This is a genomic window from Flammeovirga agarivorans, from assembly GCF_012641475.1.
In the GTDB taxonomy this organism is placed as follows: Bacteria; Bacteroidota; Bacteroidia; order Cytophagales; family Flammeovirgaceae; genus Flammeovirga; species Flammeovirga agarivorans.
In genome coordinates, this window is the sequence record NZ_JABAIL010000002.1 from 471,742 (window position 1) to 490,183 (window position 18,442).

Genomic DNA, 18,442 nt, shown 5'->3' on the forward strand with positions numbered 1-18,442 from the left:
GGGTAACTTTATATGACTAATGCCAATAAAATTACCCTAAAAGAAATTTTTGTCAAAATATTAAATCAGTATTGTTTATATTTTATTCATACTTAATTGACGATCAACTTTTTCACTGATGTCTCCATACCTTGTTGAAGGTGAATAAAATACATTCCATTCCTCAGATCTTTGGTATCTAAAGAAAGCTGTTCATTTTGGTTTTGATGATCACTAGTATAAACTTTTCGTCCATTTCGATCAAATATGGTGATAGTAATAAAAAGAGGCTGTTGATCAGAAGACTGAAAATGAATAAATTCTCCTGATACAACATGATTTGGATACATCGAGATAGTCGAATTTCCTGTATTTAGTTGTTGATGTATTGGTCCAAAAACCTCTTCTCTCCCATCGAAGTCGATTTGTCGTAGTCTATAGTAGGAAGATTGTGTAATAAAATTATCGATAAATGTATATTCAGAAGTGGTAAAGGTCGTCCCCTGGCCACTTTGGTTTCCAATTTCTGTCCATGATTTTTTATCCAAAGATTTCTCTATAATAAACCGTTCACAATTAATCTCAGAAGCAGTACTCCATTTCAATGTAACTGCATCATCTACCATTGTTACACTAAAAGAAATTAATTCTACAGGAAGGTCCATTGCTCCAAAATATCCCCAATATTCATCTTCTGAAGGGAAAGTGTAATTATCTCTTTGGGTTCCTACATGTCCCATTACACCTGCTGCAATGGTTCCTCCTGCAAAAACATAAGCATTGTAATTAGACATTGCTCCAACTACATTCAGGTCTCCTCCTACTTTTAAAGAATCGGAATTTGTAAATGCACCAATTGATGTAAAGTCATTCCTAGAGAAAACCTTATGATAGTTCGCAATATTTGATACTTGATGATCATTGTAGAACACAGTAATTCCATAATTGATAAGCGAGTGGTTTTGGGTAATTGTCCCCTCTACAATAAGAGAGGAGTTCGATTTAACTTCAATATGGTTCCCATTAAAATTTAATGTAGCTCCATCTTCAATGTATAATGTTGCTGACTTAGAAATGATCAAAGTTTCGTAATCCCAAGTAACAGTACCAGATATAAATAAAGTATCTGCTGTTTCATCACCTTCTAGATAAAGTGTACCCGATCCGGATCCAAGTGAACAATTTGAAATAGTAGTATTAGTAGTTAAAGGGGAAGGAACTGTACATGTTTGTCCTTGTAAATTCAAAGAAAACAAGACAATAAATAGTGTAAGGACTAAAGATGAGTGATGCATTCCGATATAAATAGTTACATCTAGAAAACATACGTATGTAATTTTAAGTTCATTTGTGTCAAAAAAAAGACTTCAACATTTAAAATTGCTGAAGTCCTTTCTCTTATTTATTCTCTTTGTTTGTCTCGTTTTCAGGCTTTTGACCTTTAAACATATTACGTTTATGTCTGTAGTCCAAATAATACCCAATCATAGGAAAAACTGTACTTAACGTAAGAATAAATAAGATTTTATAAACCATATTTCCTCCATCCATAGTCTTAAGTATTTAGTGTTACTTCAAATATAAGTGATAAATATCACCTTTTAATAAGAGAATGTAAATGTTTTTATGAGAAAGTAAGATAATGATTCGTTTTATCTGAAAAATAGGTGCTTATTCAACTAATTTGGATCGTCTTAGTTCAATTTCTATTATCCTAAAATTACAAAGCATAAATACTGAATTTTAATATTCTACTTGATGTTTAATAATCAGACCCAAAACAGTTATACCTATGAAAATGCCTATTACCTTACTCTTTACTGTACTTCTATTTTCATCATTCAGTACACCTACTTATAATAGTGATGATCCCTACACCCATCTTCAAAGTTTTATAAAAAATGGAGGTGTATTTGAAGATAATATTCATGTTTTTATTGTTGAGTTTAGAAGGTCGCATTATGTAAATGCTCATATCGAATACGATAAAGCTGCCAATAAAATCACACTAAAATTTAAAGACACTGATGGTTCGATGCATCATGAAGTGATACAAAGTGTTTCACCTCATAAGGAAACAGATACACCTAGTGTTATTACTTTTGATGATAGCCATCAAGATGATAATGTTTATGTGTCAGTTTCTGAATATTCAGGAAAGCTTTCAGTTATTTGGAATGGAGAGAATTACCAAATGATAAAATAAAAAAAGCCGTTTCATTAAAATGAAACGGCTTTTTTGTGTCCAAAAATTTATATGTCCTTATTGAAATTTACTTTTTCAACTTGGACTCATAGTATACATTCACTTTTGATCTTTGGTATTGTGGATCTCCTGCTTCACCATCAGCCCAAAGAATTCTTCCTTTGTTTAAATCATAAAAAGGCTTGATATCAATTACTCTTAAAGTTAATTGACCAGATAAAACATGTGAAGCTATTTTCTGACCGTTATGCTCATACTTCAGCATGTATTTGTAAGCCATGTCACGCATGTATTTTGCTCTTAGTGTAGCAAGTTTGATGTTTCTAGCATCAGCTTCACCAGAAGCTTGTCCTCTTCCTTCTAAAGAAATTCTATAAATTCTATCTGGGTTCGCAGCTAGGTTCTTTAAGATACTATCACAGATTTTATCTAACTCTTTCTTCTGATCATCTGAAAAGATAGAGAGCTTAGTTTCACCTGCACCATAAATATCTGATGAGTAAACAACTCCGATGGGAGTATTTCTTAATTTCTCTCCTACTGGAACAACCGATTCTTTTAATAAATTTACGCTCATTGGACATTGGGTTTTGCGTGGACATTTAATTAAATCAGCAGTTAAATATTTTACTATTTTTTGTTGCTGACAATACAAAAGTATATAAAGTCTACCAATTTACAAGAGTATTAAGGTATTTTTTTAAAAAACATCCAATACATCATTAAAATAAAGGTTTTTTAATGATCTAAAAGTGCTCTTAGTCTTGTAATTTCTTTTTGATATTCTTCTTCTTTTCTTGACATTTCCTCTTGAGTAGCCGTCATCTCTTCTAGGTTTTGACGCATCTCTTCTTCTTGGGATCTCATTTGCTCAGCTTGCTCTTGAGAAGTCTTCAGTAATCCTTTTAATTGCTCTCCCGCAATTTTATTCAAAATAGTAATTGCTAAACTCTCACAAATTCTTTTTAAGAACTCTAGCTGATAATCTTCAAGAGGTTTAAAACTTGCAATTTCAATAACGCCCTCTACTTTATCATAAGCCAATAATGGGTAAATAGCGACAAATGTAGCAGTAGCATCACCAAGACCTGAACTAATATTTACATACCCTTGTGGTACATCTTTGATAATAATTGGTTTCCTTTCAATAAAGCATTGACCAACTAGACCTTCTCCTTTTTCTACAATATTATTGTCTAAGTATTTTTTTCTATCGTAGGCGTAAACAGACTGACGTCTTAAATATTCTCTCCCTCCAGCCTCTTCTATCCTATTAAAAATAGCTACTTGATTTAGCATTAACACATTAGCTAAGAAACTTGCGGAGTGATCTATTAAGTCTTCAAAATCTTCTAATGAACGGGTTAAATCATTAAAATCTGAAATATTCTGAGTAGTCCATGCTCTTTCAGCATCTTCTGTTTTTGTTCTTTGTACTTGCTTTAAAGCATCTCTAAGCTCTTGTTCAGAAACCTTTAAATCTTTATTCCTTTCAATACTTTCCTTATTTAAACGCTCACTTTCTTCTCTATAACGTAAACGCTCTTTTTGCATTAAGAAAAGTAATATTGCTAATCCGGCTAAAGCAATGTAAACCCCTCTTTTTGATTTAGGAGAGTACATCACATCGTAATTAATCAATGGATCAACTAATAAATCTCCTAATGGAAACATCAACACAATCACCGTACTAAGCAAGAAGAACATCGTCCATTGTGAAATCTTCTCCTTAACATCAAAAATTAAAAAAGGAATTAATAAGTGAACTAACCCAATCAAAAATCCTGTCATTCTAGGAATAGCATCTGCTGGTGTAATATAAGAATTATACACCACTACAACAGACATGGGAACAATACACAGTATAACCCTTGATAATTGGAATAACTGCAAATGATTAAAAGCCAATACCACTAAATTCCCTAAGACACCTAAAAGTGGCCATTGAATTAGAGATGGAGCTCTAATAATTGACAATACCAAATAAAAAATATGAAAGAATAACATGAAAAAGGCAAACTGATTAGAAGTAATCACTTTTTCCTTCATGATACCTTTCAACTGTGGTGTAACACCTATTTTAAAAATTTGTTGAATTAGATTCATCTCAAAAAAATCGTATGCTTTGCTTTACACAATTCCTCTATGCAATATATGTGCTAATTGTAAGGAGGAGATTATTGAGCTAGATATTTTATCCCTCGATTTTCTAACGTAAATTAAATTTCATTAGTATAAAATAAATCAATCTAGAATGCATATTTCAAAAGATCTTTACGCTCACTCACTAACATTGCTTACGGATTTATATCAAATTACAATGGCTTATGCTTATTGGAAAAATGGAAATGCTGAAAAAGAAGCCATCTTTCATGGGTATTTTCGTAAAAATCCATTTAATGGCGGATTCACTATATGTGCAGGCTTGGAATATGTATTAGATTATCTCAATAATTTTACTTTTGATGACAGTGACCTTGAATATTTATCTTCGTTAAAAGACAATGACAACCAACCCTTGTTTGAAGAAGGCTTCATTGACTATCTCAGACAACTTGATTTTCAATTATCAATTGATGCAGTAGAAGAAGGGACGTTATTATTTCCAAGCGAACCCTTTATTCGAGTAAGAGGTCCATTATTACAATGCCAACTGATTGAAACTGCAATATTAAACATCATAAATTTTCAAACCCTTATTACAACAAAAGCTGCCCGATTAAAAATAGCAGCCAAAGATGATGTTCTATTAGAGTTCGGCCTAAGGAGAGCACAAGGAATAGACGGATCTATAGGCGCCACAAGAGCAGCCTATATTGGTGGGTTTGATGCTACCTCTAATGTATTGGCTGCAAAACTTTTAAAAATACCTGTCAAAGGAACTCATGCCCATAGTTGGATTATGTCTTATGATGATGAATTAAAAGCTTTTAAAGCATACGCAGAAGCTATGCCTACTAATTGTATATTTCTAGTGGATACCTACAACACATTAGAAGGGGTAAAAAAAGCCATAGAAACTGGTAAAGAATTAAGAGAAAAAGGACATGAGATGATTGGTGTTCGACTAGATTCAGGCGACCTTGCTTACCTCAGTATCGAAGCAAGGAAATTACTAGATAATGCAGGTTTTGAAAAAGCATCTATTGTAGCTAGTAATGACTTGGATGAATACCTTATCAATAGCCTTAAGATTGAGCAAGGTGCCAAAATTTCTGTTTGGGGAGTAGGTACAAAGTTAGTCACAGCTTATGATCAACCTGCTTTGGGTGGTGTATATAAACTTGGTGCAATAAAGAATGATAATGGAGATTGGGAATATAAAGTAAAGCTCTCGGAACAGATCAATAAAATTTCTAATCCAGGCTTTTTACAAGTAAGACGCATGAAGCATAAAGATGGTAAATATCTAGCCGATATGTTGTATAATGAAAATACTCCACTTGAAAAAAACAGCGTCATGATTGACCCTAACAATAGTTTTCGTACAAAATCTATCAATTGTGATGAAAATTCTTTCGATCTACTAGTTCCTATTTTTGAAAATGGTAAATTAGTGTATACATCTCCAACTTTGCATGAGATTCAATGTAAAACACTAAAAGAATTGACTCTTATCGACAATAGTATCAAAAGATTTTACAACCCTCATGAATATCCTGTAGGACTAGAAAAATCACTTCACATGATGAAACTCGATATTATTAATCAAATCAAGATGTAATTCAATTTTATTATTCCAATTGATAGTAAATTATCCTATTTTTGAATGATTCATTATCGAATGTAGATAATTTTTTAAACTATCAGCCTCAAAAGAAAATTATGGCTTCTGAAAAAAAACAGAACGTTAGAAAAAATATATACAAACCTTCATCCGCCGTTCCAAATTCCTCTGCAACCCCTCACGCAGAAGAAAACGAACGTCCAAAACGTATTGCTTTACCAAGTGTTTCAATAGGTAAAGGTGCCTTTAGCGATCCAAGATTTAAAACTAGTATTGGGTTATCCCTTATCTTCTTATCAATATATACTCTATTAGCTTTATTGTCTTTTGTGTTTACAGGAAAGGCCGATCAAAGTATCATAGAAAATGTGGGAGGTATTTCTAACCTTATTTCATCAGGATTAGAAGTAGAAAACTGGTTAGGGTTACTAGGTGCAGCACTTTCTCACCTACTCGTTTATAACTTATTTGGTATTGGTGCTGTATTATTGGTTCCTATGCTATTTTCTGAAGGGTACCAATTATTCACTCAGAATAAAGGAAAGATCTTTAGATTTAGAAAGATGGGATATATCTGTCTTTTCTATATGCTTTGGACGAGTTTATTCCTTGGTTATTTTGTTGTTGTCAATGATACTCCGAATATCCTAGGCTTTTTATGTGGAAACGTAGGCTATACTATTGCAGAAGGGTTATATAGTATGATTGGTTTTGGTACGGTCATCTTTTTGGTATTAATGGTACTAATTCATACTGTATACATCTCCAAATTCAAGAAAGTAATTAACGTTATTGATAAAGTAACGACGAATAGATATAACAACTCTAGTTCAAATAATCTAAATGATTCTTCGGTGGAGTCGGATGATGATACTGCTGAAAGCACATTGGATCCCGCTTCTGAAATTGCCCGTTTCAATGCTGAAGCTGTTGAAGAATACGAAAGAAATCAGCAAATTCATCAGGACGCTGAAAAAGAAGAAACCGAAGATGAACAAGAGCAACCTGAGGAAGAGGATTTAGAACTTGTTTCTAAAATTGTGGAAGATCTAGAAGAGAAGCAGCAACAAAACAATACCGTTGAAGACACTGCTATTATTCCTTCTAATAATACTCTTCCAGAATTAAAAGAGGAAAAGAAAGAAGAAGCTCCACAAGCAATAAAAGTAGAGCCTATTTCTGTAGATGTAAATATTCAGGTAGAGCATGTTCATCAAGGAGCGCCAAATAAAGCATTACCTCCAAAAGAAAAGAAGTCTAGCCCTCAAGAAATTGAAGCTAAAGAAATAAGAGAGGAGAAAAAACAAGCAGAAATTCCTGCTCCTCAACGAGAGAAGGTAACGCCAAATACACCTCCTATTTTTGAAATTGAAGATAAGGAACCGGCTCAACCGACCACTATTGAACTTGATCCGCCAAGTGCTCCTCCTAAAAAAGATAAAACCGTAGATCCACATTCATTAAGTTCAGTGAACACCACAGATAATGTAGACAAAGCTGACCTTAACGCCTTAAACTCAATAGATGATGAGCCCGATGAATTGGTTCATGTGGAAGATATGGATGAGTATGACCCCAAATTAGATTTAAGTCATTACAGATATCCTGATTTAGACCTTTTACATCCACCAAAAGAGTCGAAAGCAAAAGTTACTAAAGAGGAACTTGAAGCCAATAAAGAAAAAATTGTCAATACTTTAAGACATTTCAAAATTGGTATTGCCTCAATTAGTGCTACAATCGGACCTACAGTAACCTTATATGAGATTGTCCCAGAAGTAGGCATCAAAATCTCAAAAATCAGAAACTTAGAGGATGATATTGCTTTAAGCCTTGCTGCTTTGGGTATCCGTATTATTGCTCCAATTCCTGGTAGAGGTACAATTGGTATTGAAGTCCCTAATAATAACCGTGAGATGGTTTCAATTTCTTCAGTGATTGCTACTGAGAAATTTGCCAAAGCAAAAATGGCTTTACCGGTTGCTTTTGGTAGAACGATTTCCAATGAAGTATTTGTAATGGACCTCGCCAAAATGCCTCACTTATTGATGGCAGGTGCTACTGGTCAAGGTAAATCTGTTGGTATTAACGTTTTACTAAGCAGCTTACTATACAGAAAACATCCATCGGAATTAAAGTTTGTGATGATTGACCCTAAGAAGGTAGAATTATCATTATTCAATAAAATAGAAAGACATTTCTTAGCAAGTTTACCGGATGCTGAAGAAGCAATTGTAACGGATACAAAGAAAGCAATTCATATTCTTAACTCTTTATGTACAGAAATGGATATGCGTTATTCATTATTGAAAGCAGCTGGAGTTAGAAACATTAAAGAATACAATGCTAAGTTCTGTCAAAGAAGATTAAATCCTAAAAAAGGACACCGCTTCTTACCTTACATCGTACTAGTTATCGATGAGTTAGCAGATTTAATGATGACCGCTGGTAAGGAAATTGAAGGACCTATTGCTCGTTTAGCACAGCTAGCCAGAGCCATTGGAATACACTTGGTTGTAGCAACTCAAAGACCTTCAGTTGATGTAATTACAGGTATGATTAAGGCGAACTTCCCTGCTCGATTGTCTTTTAGAGTAACATCGAAGATTGACTCAAGAACAATCTTAGATACGGGTGGCGCAGATCAGCTAATTGGTATGGGTGATATGTTATTATCGACAGGTAATGACCTTACCCGTTTACAATGTGCTTTTATTGATACTGATGAAGTAGAAAAGCTTTGTGATTTCATATCAGAACAAACAGGGTTTAATACTGCTTATATGCTTCCTGAATTTGAAGAAGAGCAACCTGCACAAAAAAGCGGCGGCGGTAGCGTAGACGATAGAGATGACCTCTTTGAAGAAGCAGCTAGGCTTCTTGTGAGACATCAACAAGGTTCTACTTCTTTAATTCAGAGAAAGCTTAGTCTTGGTTACAATAGAGCCGGTAGAATAATTGACCAATTAGAAGCTGCAGGTATTGTCGGTCCTTTTGAAGGAAGTAAAGCCAGACAAGTAAATGTAAAGACTGAAATGGAGCTAGAAACGCTATTAAGCACACTTTAATGAAACTTTTTATATAGTGAGTCTCGTTAAATAAAGTCGTTGTCAAATTATTACAAGCAGAACAAACTAAAAAAATGAAATTTAAAAATATATCAATACTGTCTATTTTCGCTTTTATTCTAATGAATACATCCTCTGTTTTTGCTCAACAAGATGAAAAAGCGCAGAAGATCTTAGATCAGATGAGTGATTTCTACATCAACTTATCTGCCTTTTCAGCTGATATCCATCAAGAAGCTATTAGTACCAATGAAGGTCTTATTGGTGATATGAATATCAAAGCTCTAATTAGCGGTAATAAATACCGTATGGAGTTAGAAGGACAGGTCATCTACAGTGATACAAAAACTGTTTACCGTTTCGATCAAGAAATGGAAGAAGTGACGATAGAAGAAGCTGACACAGAAGGAGATTTAGCAAGTTCTCCTGCTGAAATCTATCAATTATATAAAAAGAATTTCAAGTATTTATATACAGGTAATGAAGGTGGATTAGATATTATCGATTTGTCACCTGAAAAAGATTCTGATATTAATTTCTTTAGAATTCGTATGTTCATTAAACCATCTACACACGAATTGGTAAAATGGGAAATGTATGAAAAAGGAAACTTAATGAAGTATGTATATACTGTTTCTAATTTCAAAAAGAATATTTCTGTTACTGAAAAAGATTTTATGTTCGACACAGCTTCTCATCCTGATGTTGAAGTTGTAGACTTACGATAGTCAAAAAATACATAGAAAAAAACGACTTGATATTTAGTTATCAAGTCGTTTTTTTATTGCTAAATCTTACTCAGGAATATTTAAACTAAGGTTTCCCAAACCATTAAATTGCTTTAGGATATCAAGAATTTGATGTTGTTTATATCTAAAATATTCTCCGACCGTAATATTTTTCTCAAAGTTTTTTTCAAATCCAACTTTTTCAAGGTCATCCCAAGTTACAGTCTGAAACCCCATCGACCAATTAGCAAAGTTTCTTTCTTTAATCTCTCCTTCATAGATCAGTTGAACCATTTCATGCCTTGTATCCTGGCTTATAGTATTGTACAATGATTCTACTACCTCCTTCTCTCCTTCCAATACTTGAATAAAAGTATTATTAAGTAACAACAAGATTCCTGTCACTTTTTTATCCTTATTATTGAGTCTACTTGAAGTTAGAATCTCGCTAAGCTCAGTATTAGACATGGTCTTTTTCTTTTGACTAATATATAATATTGAATTCAATGGCATAGCGTATAATATTAAACGTGTAGTCTTAATAATTTACAAAAAAGTAGAGATAAAAAAAACCTTGCTCTATTTCAAGAACAAGGTTGATATATCTTTAAAAAGAAATACTATTTCACAGGTGCTGTAGCTTTAAACAATACTGCATCACTAGATGTCGTAATTGTATAATTAGCATCCACTAAAAGTAATACTACTTCTCCTCTTGAAATAGAAATTGAAGTATCTCCTTCAACAACTGTTGCTTCACCTTCAGAAACAATAATTATCTCTGCTGTTTTAGCAGTATACTGATACTTATCGTCTTTAGTGATTGAAATACGGCTCAATTCAAAGTCAGGAGCTGGGCTCTTATAAATTCTTTCTAAACCATTCTCTTGAAGCTCTCCTTTCATAATATTAGGAATAGTCTCTTCAAAAGTAACATGCTTTAAAAGTTCTGGAACATCGATATGTTTTGGAGTTAACCCTCCTCTAAGAACATTATCAGAATTTGCCATTAACTCCATATTTTGGCCTTCCATATATGCGTGAGGTAAACCTGCATCTTGGAAAATAGCATCTCCAATATCTGCTCTAACGATATTGAAGAAATAGATAGAATAAATCCCTCTATCAAGATCTGTTCCTTCAGGGTTTAAAGCTACTGATTTAGCTGTCCAATAATCTGGTGATGACTTCTCAATTTTACCTTCGTTGTAAAGCGGCATTACGCGATCTACTAACGAACGTAACTTAGTATTGATTTCTTCTGCAGAGTACTCCATTACGGTCTTATATAAACCATAATATCCTTCTTTATCGAATACCTCAGTTAAATCATTAAACTCAGGAACATTAACTAAAGTCTCTCTTAATTCTGCTTTAGGTTTAAAACCATGTAATAACCAGAATTCAGATAATGCAACCATAATCTCAGGTTTATGATTGTCATCCTTATAATTTCTATGCGAAGCAGTTACAGGGATACCTTCTGCATTTTCTCTTGCAAAACCTTTTTCTGCTTCAACTTTCGTCGGATGTACTTGGATAGATAGTACATCTTTCACATCAAGAACTTTAAATAAGAAAGGTAGTCGACCGAATTTGTCATTAATGTATTTTCCAATCGTAGTCTCAGGAGAAGTTTTGATCATATTATTCAAAAACTGATCTTCGCCTACTTTGGCTGGAGCATTATCGTGTGCACCCATCCAATATTCTGCGTAAGGTTGATCTTCTTTTTGAATTCCAATCATTTCAGGGATGAAATCTGCTCCACCCCAAGCGTAGTTCTGTACTTTCCCTTTAATAGAAAATAATTTCGTGTTAGACATTTTTTGTAGTATTGTGTATAAAAAATCTGGTAAATAATGGCGTCACGCTACTAAAATTGATTTTAGCCTATCTAAATTATATTTTTGCTAGTAGCATCGACCTTTTAAGGTGCAAAAATAACAATAAATCGGTTGCGCTCTTATTAACAAAGCCTTATGGCTGAATGATTTTTATTACCATAATGAACAAATATCAAAAGTTTGATTTTAAAAAATTCTCATTAGGACAAGAGAAATGTGCAATGAAAATTGGCACCGACGGTATCCTTTTAGGTGCATGGGTTGATGTGAATTCACCGGCTACTGTAAACATTCTTGATGTAGGTTGTGGCTCAGGGTTAATCTCATTAATGATAGCTCAACGCAATCCTTATGCTAATATAAAAGGTATAGATATTGAAGATGGAGCAGTGGAGCAGGCAAAAGACAATGTTGATGGTTCCTCATGGGCAAAAGCTATTCAGATAGAAAAATCATCCTTACAAGAAGTAAAAAGTGATGTAGAGTATGATATTATCGTCTCCAATCCACCTTTTTTCAAAAACTCCTTAAAGTCTGATGCTGACGAAAGAAATTCTGCAAGACATACCGATACACTTTCATTATCTGATTTATTTCAAAATAGTGCAAGGCTTCTAAAGTCAGGAGGAAAATTATTCATGATTTACCCTTTTGACCAACTAGAAGACATTTATAAAATTGCTGCTTTACATGATTTTTATTTAGTAAAACAAAGAACTGTTAGTCATAATGTGAATAAGTCGCCTAAAAGAGTATTACTTTCTTTCAGTTATCAACAAAAACCTGAAAAAGTGATCAAGAAACCTTTTTATATCCGTCAACCACATTCCAATGAATACTCTGATGAGTATATTGAATTAACAAAAGACTTTCATCCCTTTTTATAATGATCAACCAACAGCCTAGAATTCTCTATTTTGATGCGACAAGCTTCGATAATACGTACAAGAAACTTCAAAAAGATGTTGGAGGTGATATCTTAGACCATCAATTCATCGGTAATACGGAAATAGGCGAAATTCATCTTGAAAACTTCGATATACAATCGGGTTTTAAAGTCAGTGTCAATAGAGTTTTACTAAACCAGGATGTTGTAGTACAAAGTATCTACGATCATAATACACCACATATCTATATTACATTTCTCCGAAAAAACTCAAAATTAAGAGTTCAAAAAGGAAATGAAGAAACAAAAACCATTGCCAATGGCGGTGCACAATTCAGCATTATCCTTCATCAAGGACAAAGAGGAATGTCTATGGATATGAAAAAGGATGAAGAAGTAAGCTGGATTGGGGTAAGGTTAAAAAGAGATGACTTTCAAGGAATATTAGGGATTCCAGATATAGAAACTGGCCATTTTTTTGAAAAACTCATTAACCATATCTATTATGAAGAAAGCACACCTGAATTGGAAGACATCATAGAAGAGATTTTTCAAATACAAAAAACCACTATTGCTAGAAACGCAATCATCTTTGGCAAAGGACTAGAACTCACAGGAAAGCTTCTGAAAAAGATGATGCTTAGGTTACATTCAAAAAAAGAAAAAAAGATCAATAAGCATGATATGTCAACCTACTTTAAAATAAAAGACTACATACTCAGTGACTACAGCAATATACCTACAACCCAAATGATCTCCCATCAATTTGGAATTGGAGAAACAAAACTAAAAGAAGAATTCAAACAAATATTTGATCAATCGATTTTTGCGTTCATAACATCACACCGAATGATGGATGCACATCGCCTTATCCGTATGACTGAGCTTACTATAGGTGAAATAGGTACAAAAGTAGGCTACAATCATTTATCAAAGTTTACATCGGCTTTTAAACGTTATTACGACTATACCCCTACAGAACTGAGAAAATCCCTCACTTTATAATTTTTTAAAACTCCCCGACCAAATTGGTAAACATTCCGACGAAATAAGTAAATCTGATTATAGTTTTTGGCGTTTTATATAACTGTAACTAAAACAAAAAAACATATTAATCATGAAATCTACTTTATCAAGAATACATACTATCCTAATCGGTCTTTTTGCTTTTGCTGCAATGTCTTCATGTAATAAATCTGATGATGAAGTTACACCAGAAGAGATCAAAACAGCCATCGCTCTAGTGAATATCGAAGAAGGTCAAACTTTCACTCTTGAAGAGGAAAGTACGATCATCACTGACGTATCTATCTCAGAAGATGGGCAGTTTTACTCAGCAAACCTAACGGCCGTAAATATTGAAACAGGAGAGACAATTGTTACTGACCTTTTAGGTCCTATTCCAGAGATGGTAAACGGAGGATTTAAAACACAAATGATTGCTACGATTTCTTTTTCTTCTCCTGGTGATTATCAAATCTTTGCTTCCTTAAAATATGAAGAGAACGGCTTAGCTACTAAACTAGCCTCTGAAGCAGTAGATGTAAATGCTGCCGCTTTAATACCAGTAGAATAAATAGTATTTAACTTAACTATCAACTAACACCAATTAATTTAACTCGATAAATCAGTGATAACTAATAAGACCTTGATATTTTGTATCAAGGTCTTATCTTTTTTAATGCTTTTCTACAAGGTAGAATCCTGCTGTTGTTACGAAGTTTCTCAACCAAGGAATATCTCCTAATACAGGAATTTTCTTTCTCGGTTTCAAACCAAACTTATATTCATAAATCGGGTTGATGAAATAAAGTGTTTTCTCAATTATACCGAACTTTTCTTTTTTACAGATACGTTCAAATCGTTCTAAGGAAATCCCTGTTTCTTTAATATCCAGTAATTCTCTCACCAACCCTTTACTCACATCTCCCCTATCCAATATAAACTTATAAATCGGCCTAGGAAGTAAGTGATAGTAAGGTAACTTAGACAGCACTTTACTTTCTACAATCTGCTGATGTCCTCCAAAAGGCATTTGCCAAGGTGGAAAACCGAAGAAAATTTTACCATGTTCTTTAAGAAAGGATCTAAAATAGTGGATAATTTTCTCTTGATCAGGAATGTGCTCGATAACATCCTTAAGGATGATTAAGTCGAATCTATCTTCAAAATCGTTATCGACATTTATATCATAAACATTTTTCCCAATCACTTGGGCTTGTCCTTTCTCAATATATTCTTCTAGGAATTGATGTGCCAATTCAACTCTTGGCATACTAAGTTCTACACCCACACCAAAACATCCTTTATCTAAAAAAGCTTTAAGAACGCCTCCTTCGCCACAACCAACTTCTAAAACACGTAATCCTTTTTCAATCTTTAGTGATTGTTCAATAAAAGGTATAACATATTTATTTGCGTTATCGGTCTGCATGTTAAAATAAACTTGCTTATCCGCATGAAAATCGAAAGCCATTTTGTTTGTTACTTTTATTCTTGGATTACTTAAGAGAGACACTTTGGGTATCTTGTACCCAACCCATGTACTCACCAAAATAGTAAATTGCTACATTCATTACGACAGACCAAAATACGGCACTAAAAAACATATAGGTAATAATTCTCTCTTTTTTTTCACCAAAAGACAAAGCTATTAACATTCCTATAGGAGGGCCGAATAAAATAGGCGTAAAAAAGGCAACACCTTTCATACCGTACTCTTGCCAAATCTTTACAATAAGGCGATTTCGTTTCGTAAAGAGTTTCTTTTTCTTACCACGGTTCATCCATTCCATCAGTTTTTTTCTTGCTGGTGTACCTGCATAAGTAAGTGATACCACAGTTAACATCATCCCAAGGATGGTGATAATTATGGTTTCTATCATGCTTAATCCAGTACTAAAACCCATGAGTGGGCCAAACAGAAACTTTAAGGCACTAATAGATAACAGTGATATGTATTTTGTCAACAAGTCCAACGGTATTATTACAGTTTAGCGTCGTTTATAAAACAAAAAAATTGGAAAGTTAGATCTTCTTAGATATAAAATTATTATTTATTTATTAATCTTTATTTAAAAATCACAGAATAAAATTAAAAATGACCTTTATTTAACATAGATCATATTTTCTTCAAATAACATTTCGTACTTTTGAAACACTTAATATTAACGATTGATACAAGATATGAACTTCATTGTTAGGACATTACTGATTGCTGGGACTATGCTAAGCAGTAATACAATGGAAACTTTGGCTACAACAAACTTTAGTGAAGAAATTACCACTAGCATAAATTCGACAGATTTAATCCGAGACCTGTATACAAAAACTCATGCAGAGAATTATGGTTTATCTTTTGATGCCTTTTTAGAAGGAATGACAGGATACCTTAATCTTATCAATGAGAATAAAATAAAGAATACAAGAGTTTTAAGCATTGTTGATTTCTCGCAGCCATCCAAAAATAAAAGGTTATATATTTTCGATTTAATGAAAGGTGAACTGCTGATCAACACATATGTTGCTCATGGAAGAAACTCCGGGTTAATGTATGCCGAGAAATTCAGTAATATCATCAATTCCAGAAAGAGTAGTATTGGTTTTTACAAAGCTGCGGAAACGTATAGAGGCAAATATGGTTTATCTCTGAAATTGGATGGTTTACAACGACAGCTTAATCATAAAGCTCGAGAAAGAGCGATAGTGATGCATCCAGCAAAATATGTATCCAAACATTTCTTAGAGAGTAATGGATACATGGGTAGATCTTATGGATGCCCTGCTGTACCGTATAAAGAACACAAAGACATCATACAAGCAATAAAGGGAGGTAGTGTATTCTACATTTATACTAATCAAGAATATAAAAAGGAAGAAAACCTATATTCATTGCCGGATAATACATTAGAGTTATTATCGACATATACAGCTTCCTTCCCTTCAAAGGTTCAACCGATCGGTTTACCTGATGATATGTAATTTATTTCTTATTCAAAGACAATACTTCAGCGCCAGTGTATCCTAGTGTATTTGCCTTTTGTAAGTCTGATTCTGCTTTAGATTTTCTTCCCAATTTTGCGTATGTCAGTGATCTATAATAAACGATACGCTTATCATCAGGATTATTCTTTAAAATATCATTAAAGTACTTAAGGGCTTTCTTATAGTTTCTTTCATTATAAGAAACTATTCCTTGTACACCTTTAATCTCTTTAGAGTTTTTATTTAGTAATAGTACATCTTCAATCTGATCTTTAGCTAATTTATTTTCGCCCATGATCGCAAGATTATACCCTAAAAGAACTCTTGCTGATGAATAATTAGGGTACATATCCACTGCATTTTTAAGTACCTTGTTCGATGCTGAGAGGTCGCCCATTTCCATGTAAGCTACTCCTTTTCCGTACATATCCACATACTTCGATTTACCTAAAGTTTCTAACTTCGAGAAATCTAAAATTGCTTTAGAATATTCTTTTGTCTTAATAAAAGCCCAAGCTCTTTGATGCAGCACATAACTGAAATTAGGATAAAGAGTCAATGCTTTATCATAGTCTTTCATTGCCTCATCTACTTTCTTCATTGCCATTAAAACATCTCCTCTATAAGAATATACTTTGGCTGTATTAGAAGATAAGACGATAGATCTATTTAAATCCGCTAAGGCCTTATCATACTCCTTGTTCAAGAAATAAGTATACCCCCTTTGCTGAAGTGCATATCCGTATTTTGGTGAAATTTCTATTGCCTTTGAGAACTCCGTAATTGATACTTTAAACTCTTTTTTTGCTAAATAAGCATTACCTAACAGCGAGTATAAATACGCCTCATCATTATTGATTTTTTCGGCTTCTTTTAAAGTAAAGATACTTGAATCGATTTCTCTGATTGCCAATTGTGCTTTTGCTTTTTCAAGATATGCTGTATAATAATTGGGAGCATGAGCAATTGCTGAATCATAGTCAGAAATCGCTGTTTCATATCTTTTTAGATAACTAGCTAGCTTTCCTTTATTTAAATAAGCATAACTATATTCAGGTGCAATATCTGTTGCTTTTTTAAAGTCTGACTCAGCTAATTCAACCTTTCCCATTTTCACATACAACTCCCCTCTTCTACAATATGCATAAGCATAATTAGGGTGGTACAGTAATGCAAGGTTATAAGCATTTAGTGCTTCATCATAATTTAATGAACTCCCAAAGCAATCGCCTTTTAAACTTAGAAGTTTAATATTTTGAGGATCAATTAACAGACCTTCCTGAATACTTTCTAATGTTGAATCAATATTTGATTCTTGGGCAAAGATCTCGGCTTTATAAATGTAAGCATCAATTAACCCTGGTTCATAAGTTATCGCAGTATTAAAATCATTCACTGCATCTTTGAACTGATGCAATTTCATTAAAACATATCCTCTTCTATGATAATACATCCCAGCATTAGGTGTTATCTTCAGAACTTGGTCATAATCTTTTACAGCCTCTTCATACTTTGACTGGTTAGAATATGCTTCGGCTCTAAACACATATGCATTGACAAAATTAGAATCTAGATCTATTGCGATGGTAAACTCATTGATGGCTTCATCAAGATTTCCTGTATTCATATGAATATACCCTTTCAGGTAGTATCCGACAGGTCTAACTGCATCAATTGTTATTGCTTGGTTGATATCCGCTATCGCAGCATCATATTTTTCTTCCTGTAAATACATTTTCGCTCTTTCTAAATAAGCGATATCATTCATCAGGTTAAAATCAATTTCTTTGCTGAAAGAAGCTATTGCTTGCTCCACTTCACCTTTTTGAGCATGTTCATACCCTTCCTGCATCCAATTCTGAGCTAGAATGGGCATTGAGGCACAAAATGTAACAATCAGTGTAAGAGTATGTTTAATAATAGCTTTCATAAATGAATAATTTAGTAGCGGGGCAGTAATTTGATTTATTCTATTATTAATAACCCACAATTGGTACCAATCGATGTTCTTATTAAT

General features: G+C 33.4%; 17 protein-coding genes. 8 read left to right on the top strand and 9 right to left on the bottom strand.

Going from position 1 to position 18,442, the window contains the following annotated elements:
* Positions 1-92: 92 nt before the first annotated feature.
* Positions 93-1,274, bottom strand: a complete 1,182-nt coding sequence (locus tag HGP29_RS06665; protein ID WP_168881592.1) for a T9SS type A sorting domain-containing protein — start codon at positions 1,272-1,274, stop codon at positions 93-95.
* 103 nt (positions 1,275-1,377) lie between these two features.
* A complete protein-coding gene (locus HGP29_RS06670; protein WP_168881593.1) occupies positions 1,378-1,530 on the bottom strand; it encodes a hypothetical protein in 153 nt (50 codons plus the stop codon).
* Positions 1,531-1,777: 247 nt separating this feature from the next.
* Between HGP29_RS06670 and HGP29_RS06675 the strand changes: the two genes are divergently transcribed.
* Entirely contained in the window at positions 1,778-2,185 is a 408-nt protein-coding gene (locus tag HGP29_RS06675) for a hypothetical protein (RefSeq protein WP_168881594.1), read from the top strand.
* A gap of 67 nt (positions 2,186-2,252) precedes the next feature.
* Here HGP29_RS06675 and HGP29_RS06680 read toward each other — a convergent pair whose 3' ends face one another.
* Together HGP29_RS06680 and HGP29_RS06685 are read right to left on the bottom strand one after the other, a co-directional pair.
* Complete coding sequence (locus HGP29_RS06680) at positions 2,253-2,762, bottom strand: hypothetical protein (protein ID WP_168881595.1); 510 nt, start codon at positions 2,760-2,762, stop codon at positions 2,253-2,255.
* Between the two features lie 161 nt (positions 2,763-2,923).
* On the bottom strand, positions 2,924-4,291 hold the full coding sequence (locus HGP29_RS06685; protein WP_168881596.1) for a GAF domain-containing protein: 1,368 nt from the start codon (positions 4,289-4,291) through the stop codon (positions 2,924-2,926).
* Positions 4,292-4,439: 148 nt separating this feature from the next.
* Here HGP29_RS06685 and HGP29_RS06690 point away from each other — a divergent pair, with 148 nt between their 5' ends.
* The 3 genes from HGP29_RS06690 (at position 4,440) to HGP29_RS06700 (ending at position 9,708) form a co-directional block, all read left to right on the top strand.
* Positions 4,440-5,909 carry a nicotinate phosphoribosyltransferase gene (locus HGP29_RS06690; RefSeq protein ID WP_211093220.1) on the top strand — a complete coding sequence of 490 codons (1,470 nt, stop codon included), beginning with the start codon at positions 4,440-4,442 and terminating at the stop codon, positions 5,907-5,909.
* A 41-nt stretch (positions 5,910-5,950) separates the two neighbouring features.
* Positions 5,951-8,980 carry an FtsK/SpoIIIE family DNA translocase gene (locus HGP29_RS06695; RefSeq protein ID WP_235958267.1) on the top strand — a complete coding sequence of 1,010 codons (3,030 nt, stop codon included), beginning with the start codon at positions 5,951-5,953 and terminating at the stop codon, positions 8,978-8,980.
* Positions 8,981-9,054: 74 nt separating this feature from the next.
* Positions 9,055-9,708: a LolA family protein gene (locus tag HGP29_RS06700; protein ID WP_168881597.1), complete on the top strand. Its 654-nt coding sequence runs from the start codon at positions 9,055-9,057 to the stop codon at positions 9,706-9,708.
* Between the two features lie 66 nt (positions 9,709-9,774).
* Here HGP29_RS06700 and HGP29_RS06705 read toward each other — a convergent pair whose 3' ends face one another.
* Both HGP29_RS06705 and manA read right to left on the bottom strand, forming a co-directional pair.
* Positions 9,775-10,221, bottom strand: a complete 447-nt coding sequence (locus tag HGP29_RS06705; RefSeq protein ID WP_262889523.1) for a BLUF domain-containing protein — start codon at positions 10,219-10,221, stop codon at positions 9,775-9,777.
* Positions 10,222-10,328: 107 nt separating this feature from the next.
* On the bottom strand, positions 10,329-11,534 hold the full coding sequence (manA, locus tag HGP29_RS06710) for a mannose-6-phosphate isomerase, class I (RefSeq protein WP_168881599.1): 1,206 nt from the start codon (positions 11,532-11,534) through the stop codon (positions 10,329-10,331).
* 182 nt (positions 11,535-11,716) lie between these two features.
* On the opposite strand from manA, the gene HGP29_RS06715 reads away from it, so the two are divergent.
* From HGP29_RS06715 to HGP29_RS06725, 3 genes are all read left to right on the top strand, one after another.
* Positions 11,717-12,442, top strand: a complete 726-nt coding sequence (locus HGP29_RS06715; protein ID WP_168881600.1) for a tRNA1(Val) (adenine(37)-N6)-methyltransferase — start codon at positions 11,717-11,719, stop codon at positions 12,440-12,442.
* Complete coding sequence (locus HGP29_RS06720) at positions 12,442-13,446, top strand: helix-turn-helix transcriptional regulator (protein WP_168881601.1); 1,005 nt, start codon at positions 12,442-12,444, stop codon at positions 13,444-13,446. Before HGP29_RS06715 ends, HGP29_RS06720 begins: the two co-directional genes overlap by 1 nt.
* A 112-nt stretch (positions 13,447-13,558) precedes the next feature.
* Positions 13,559-14,017 carry a hypothetical protein gene (locus tag HGP29_RS06725; RefSeq protein ID WP_168881602.1) on the top strand — a complete coding sequence of 153 codons (459 nt, stop codon included), beginning with the start codon at positions 13,559-13,561 and terminating at the stop codon, positions 14,015-14,017.
* A gap of 102 nt (positions 14,018-14,119) precedes the next feature.
* On the opposite strand, the gene HGP29_RS06730 is transcribed toward HGP29_RS06725, so the two are convergent.
* Positions 14,120-14,917 carry a class I SAM-dependent methyltransferase gene (locus HGP29_RS06730; protein WP_168881603.1) on the bottom strand — a complete coding sequence of 266 codons (798 nt, stop codon included), beginning with the start codon at positions 14,915-14,917 and terminating at the stop codon, positions 14,120-14,122.
* 25 nt (positions 14,918-14,942) lie between these two features.
* Complete coding sequence (locus HGP29_RS06735; RefSeq protein WP_235958268.1) at positions 14,943-15,326, bottom strand: DUF4248 domain-containing protein; 384 nt, start codon at positions 15,324-15,326, stop codon at positions 14,943-14,945.
* Between the two features lie 301 nt (positions 15,327-15,627).
* On the opposite strand from HGP29_RS06735, the gene HGP29_RS06740 reads away from it, so the two are divergent.
* Entirely contained in the window at positions 15,628-16,422 is a 795-nt protein-coding gene (locus HGP29_RS06740) for a murein L,D-transpeptidase catalytic domain family protein (RefSeq protein WP_168881605.1), read from the top strand.
* 1 nt (position 16,423) lies between these two features.
* Here HGP29_RS06740 and HGP29_RS06745 read toward each other — a convergent pair whose 3' ends face one another.
* Positions 16,424-18,355 carry a tetratricopeptide repeat protein gene (locus HGP29_RS06745; protein WP_168881606.1) on the bottom strand — a complete coding sequence of 644 codons (1,932 nt, stop codon included), beginning with the start codon at positions 18,353-18,355 and terminating at the stop codon, positions 16,424-16,426.
* Between the last annotated feature and the right edge of the window lie 87 nt (positions 18,356-18,442).

Coding starts and splice junctions, on each gene's coding strand:
- HGP29_RS06740 (WP_168881605.1), top strand. CDS start 15,628: ATGAACTTCATTGTTAGGACATTACTGATTGCTGGGACTATGCTAAGC.
- HGP29_RS06690 (WP_211093220.1), top strand. CDS start 4,440: ATGCATATTTCAAAAGATCTTTACGCTCACTCACTAACATTGCTTACG.
- HGP29_RS06680 (WP_168881595.1), bottom strand. CDS start 2,762: ATGAGCGTAAATTTATTAAAAGAATCGGTTGTTCCAGTAGGAGAGAAA.
- HGP29_RS06670 (WP_168881593.1), bottom strand. CDS start 1,530: ATGGATGGAGGAAATATGGTTTATAAAATCTTATTTATTCTTACGTTA.
- HGP29_RS06715 (WP_168881600.1), top strand. CDS start 11,717: ATGAACAAATATCAAAAGTTTGATTTTAAAAAATTCTCATTAGGACAA.
- HGP29_RS06720 (WP_168881601.1), top strand. CDS start 12,442: ATGATCAACCAACAGCCTAGAATTCTCTATTTTGATGCGACAAGCTTC.
- HGP29_RS06685 (WP_168881596.1), bottom strand. CDS start 4,291: ATGAATCTAATTCAACAAATTTTTAAAATAGGTGTTACACCACAGTTG.
- HGP29_RS06700 (WP_168881597.1), top strand. CDS start 9,055: ATGAAATTTAAAAATATATCAATACTGTCTATTTTCGCTTTTATTCTA.
- HGP29_RS06705 (WP_262889523.1), bottom strand. CDS start 10,221: ATGCCATTGAATTCAATATTATATATTAGTCAAAAGAAAAAGACCATG.
- HGP29_RS06665 (WP_168881592.1), bottom strand. CDS start 1,274: ATGCATCACTCATCTTTAGTCCTTACACTATTTATTGTCTTGTTTTCT.
- HGP29_RS06675 (WP_168881594.1), top strand. CDS start 1,778: ATGCCTATTACCTTACTCTTTACTGTACTTCTATTTTCATCATTCAGT.
- HGP29_RS06730 (WP_168881603.1), bottom strand. CDS start 14,917: ATGGCTTTCGATTTTCATGCGGATAAGCAAGTTTATTTTAACATGCAG.
- manA (WP_168881599.1), bottom strand. CDS start 11,534: ATGTCTAACACGAAATTATTTTCTATTAAAGGGAAAGTACAGAACTAC.
- HGP29_RS06735 (WP_235958268.1), bottom strand. CDS start 15,326: ATGATAGAAACCATAATTATCACCATCCTTGGGATGATGTTAACTGTG.
- HGP29_RS06745 (WP_168881606.1), bottom strand. CDS start 18,355: ATGAAAGCTATTATTAAACATACTCTTACACTGATTGTTACATTTTGT.
- HGP29_RS06725 (WP_168881602.1), top strand. CDS start 13,559: ATGAAATCTACTTTATCAAGAATACATACTATCCTAATCGGTCTTTTT.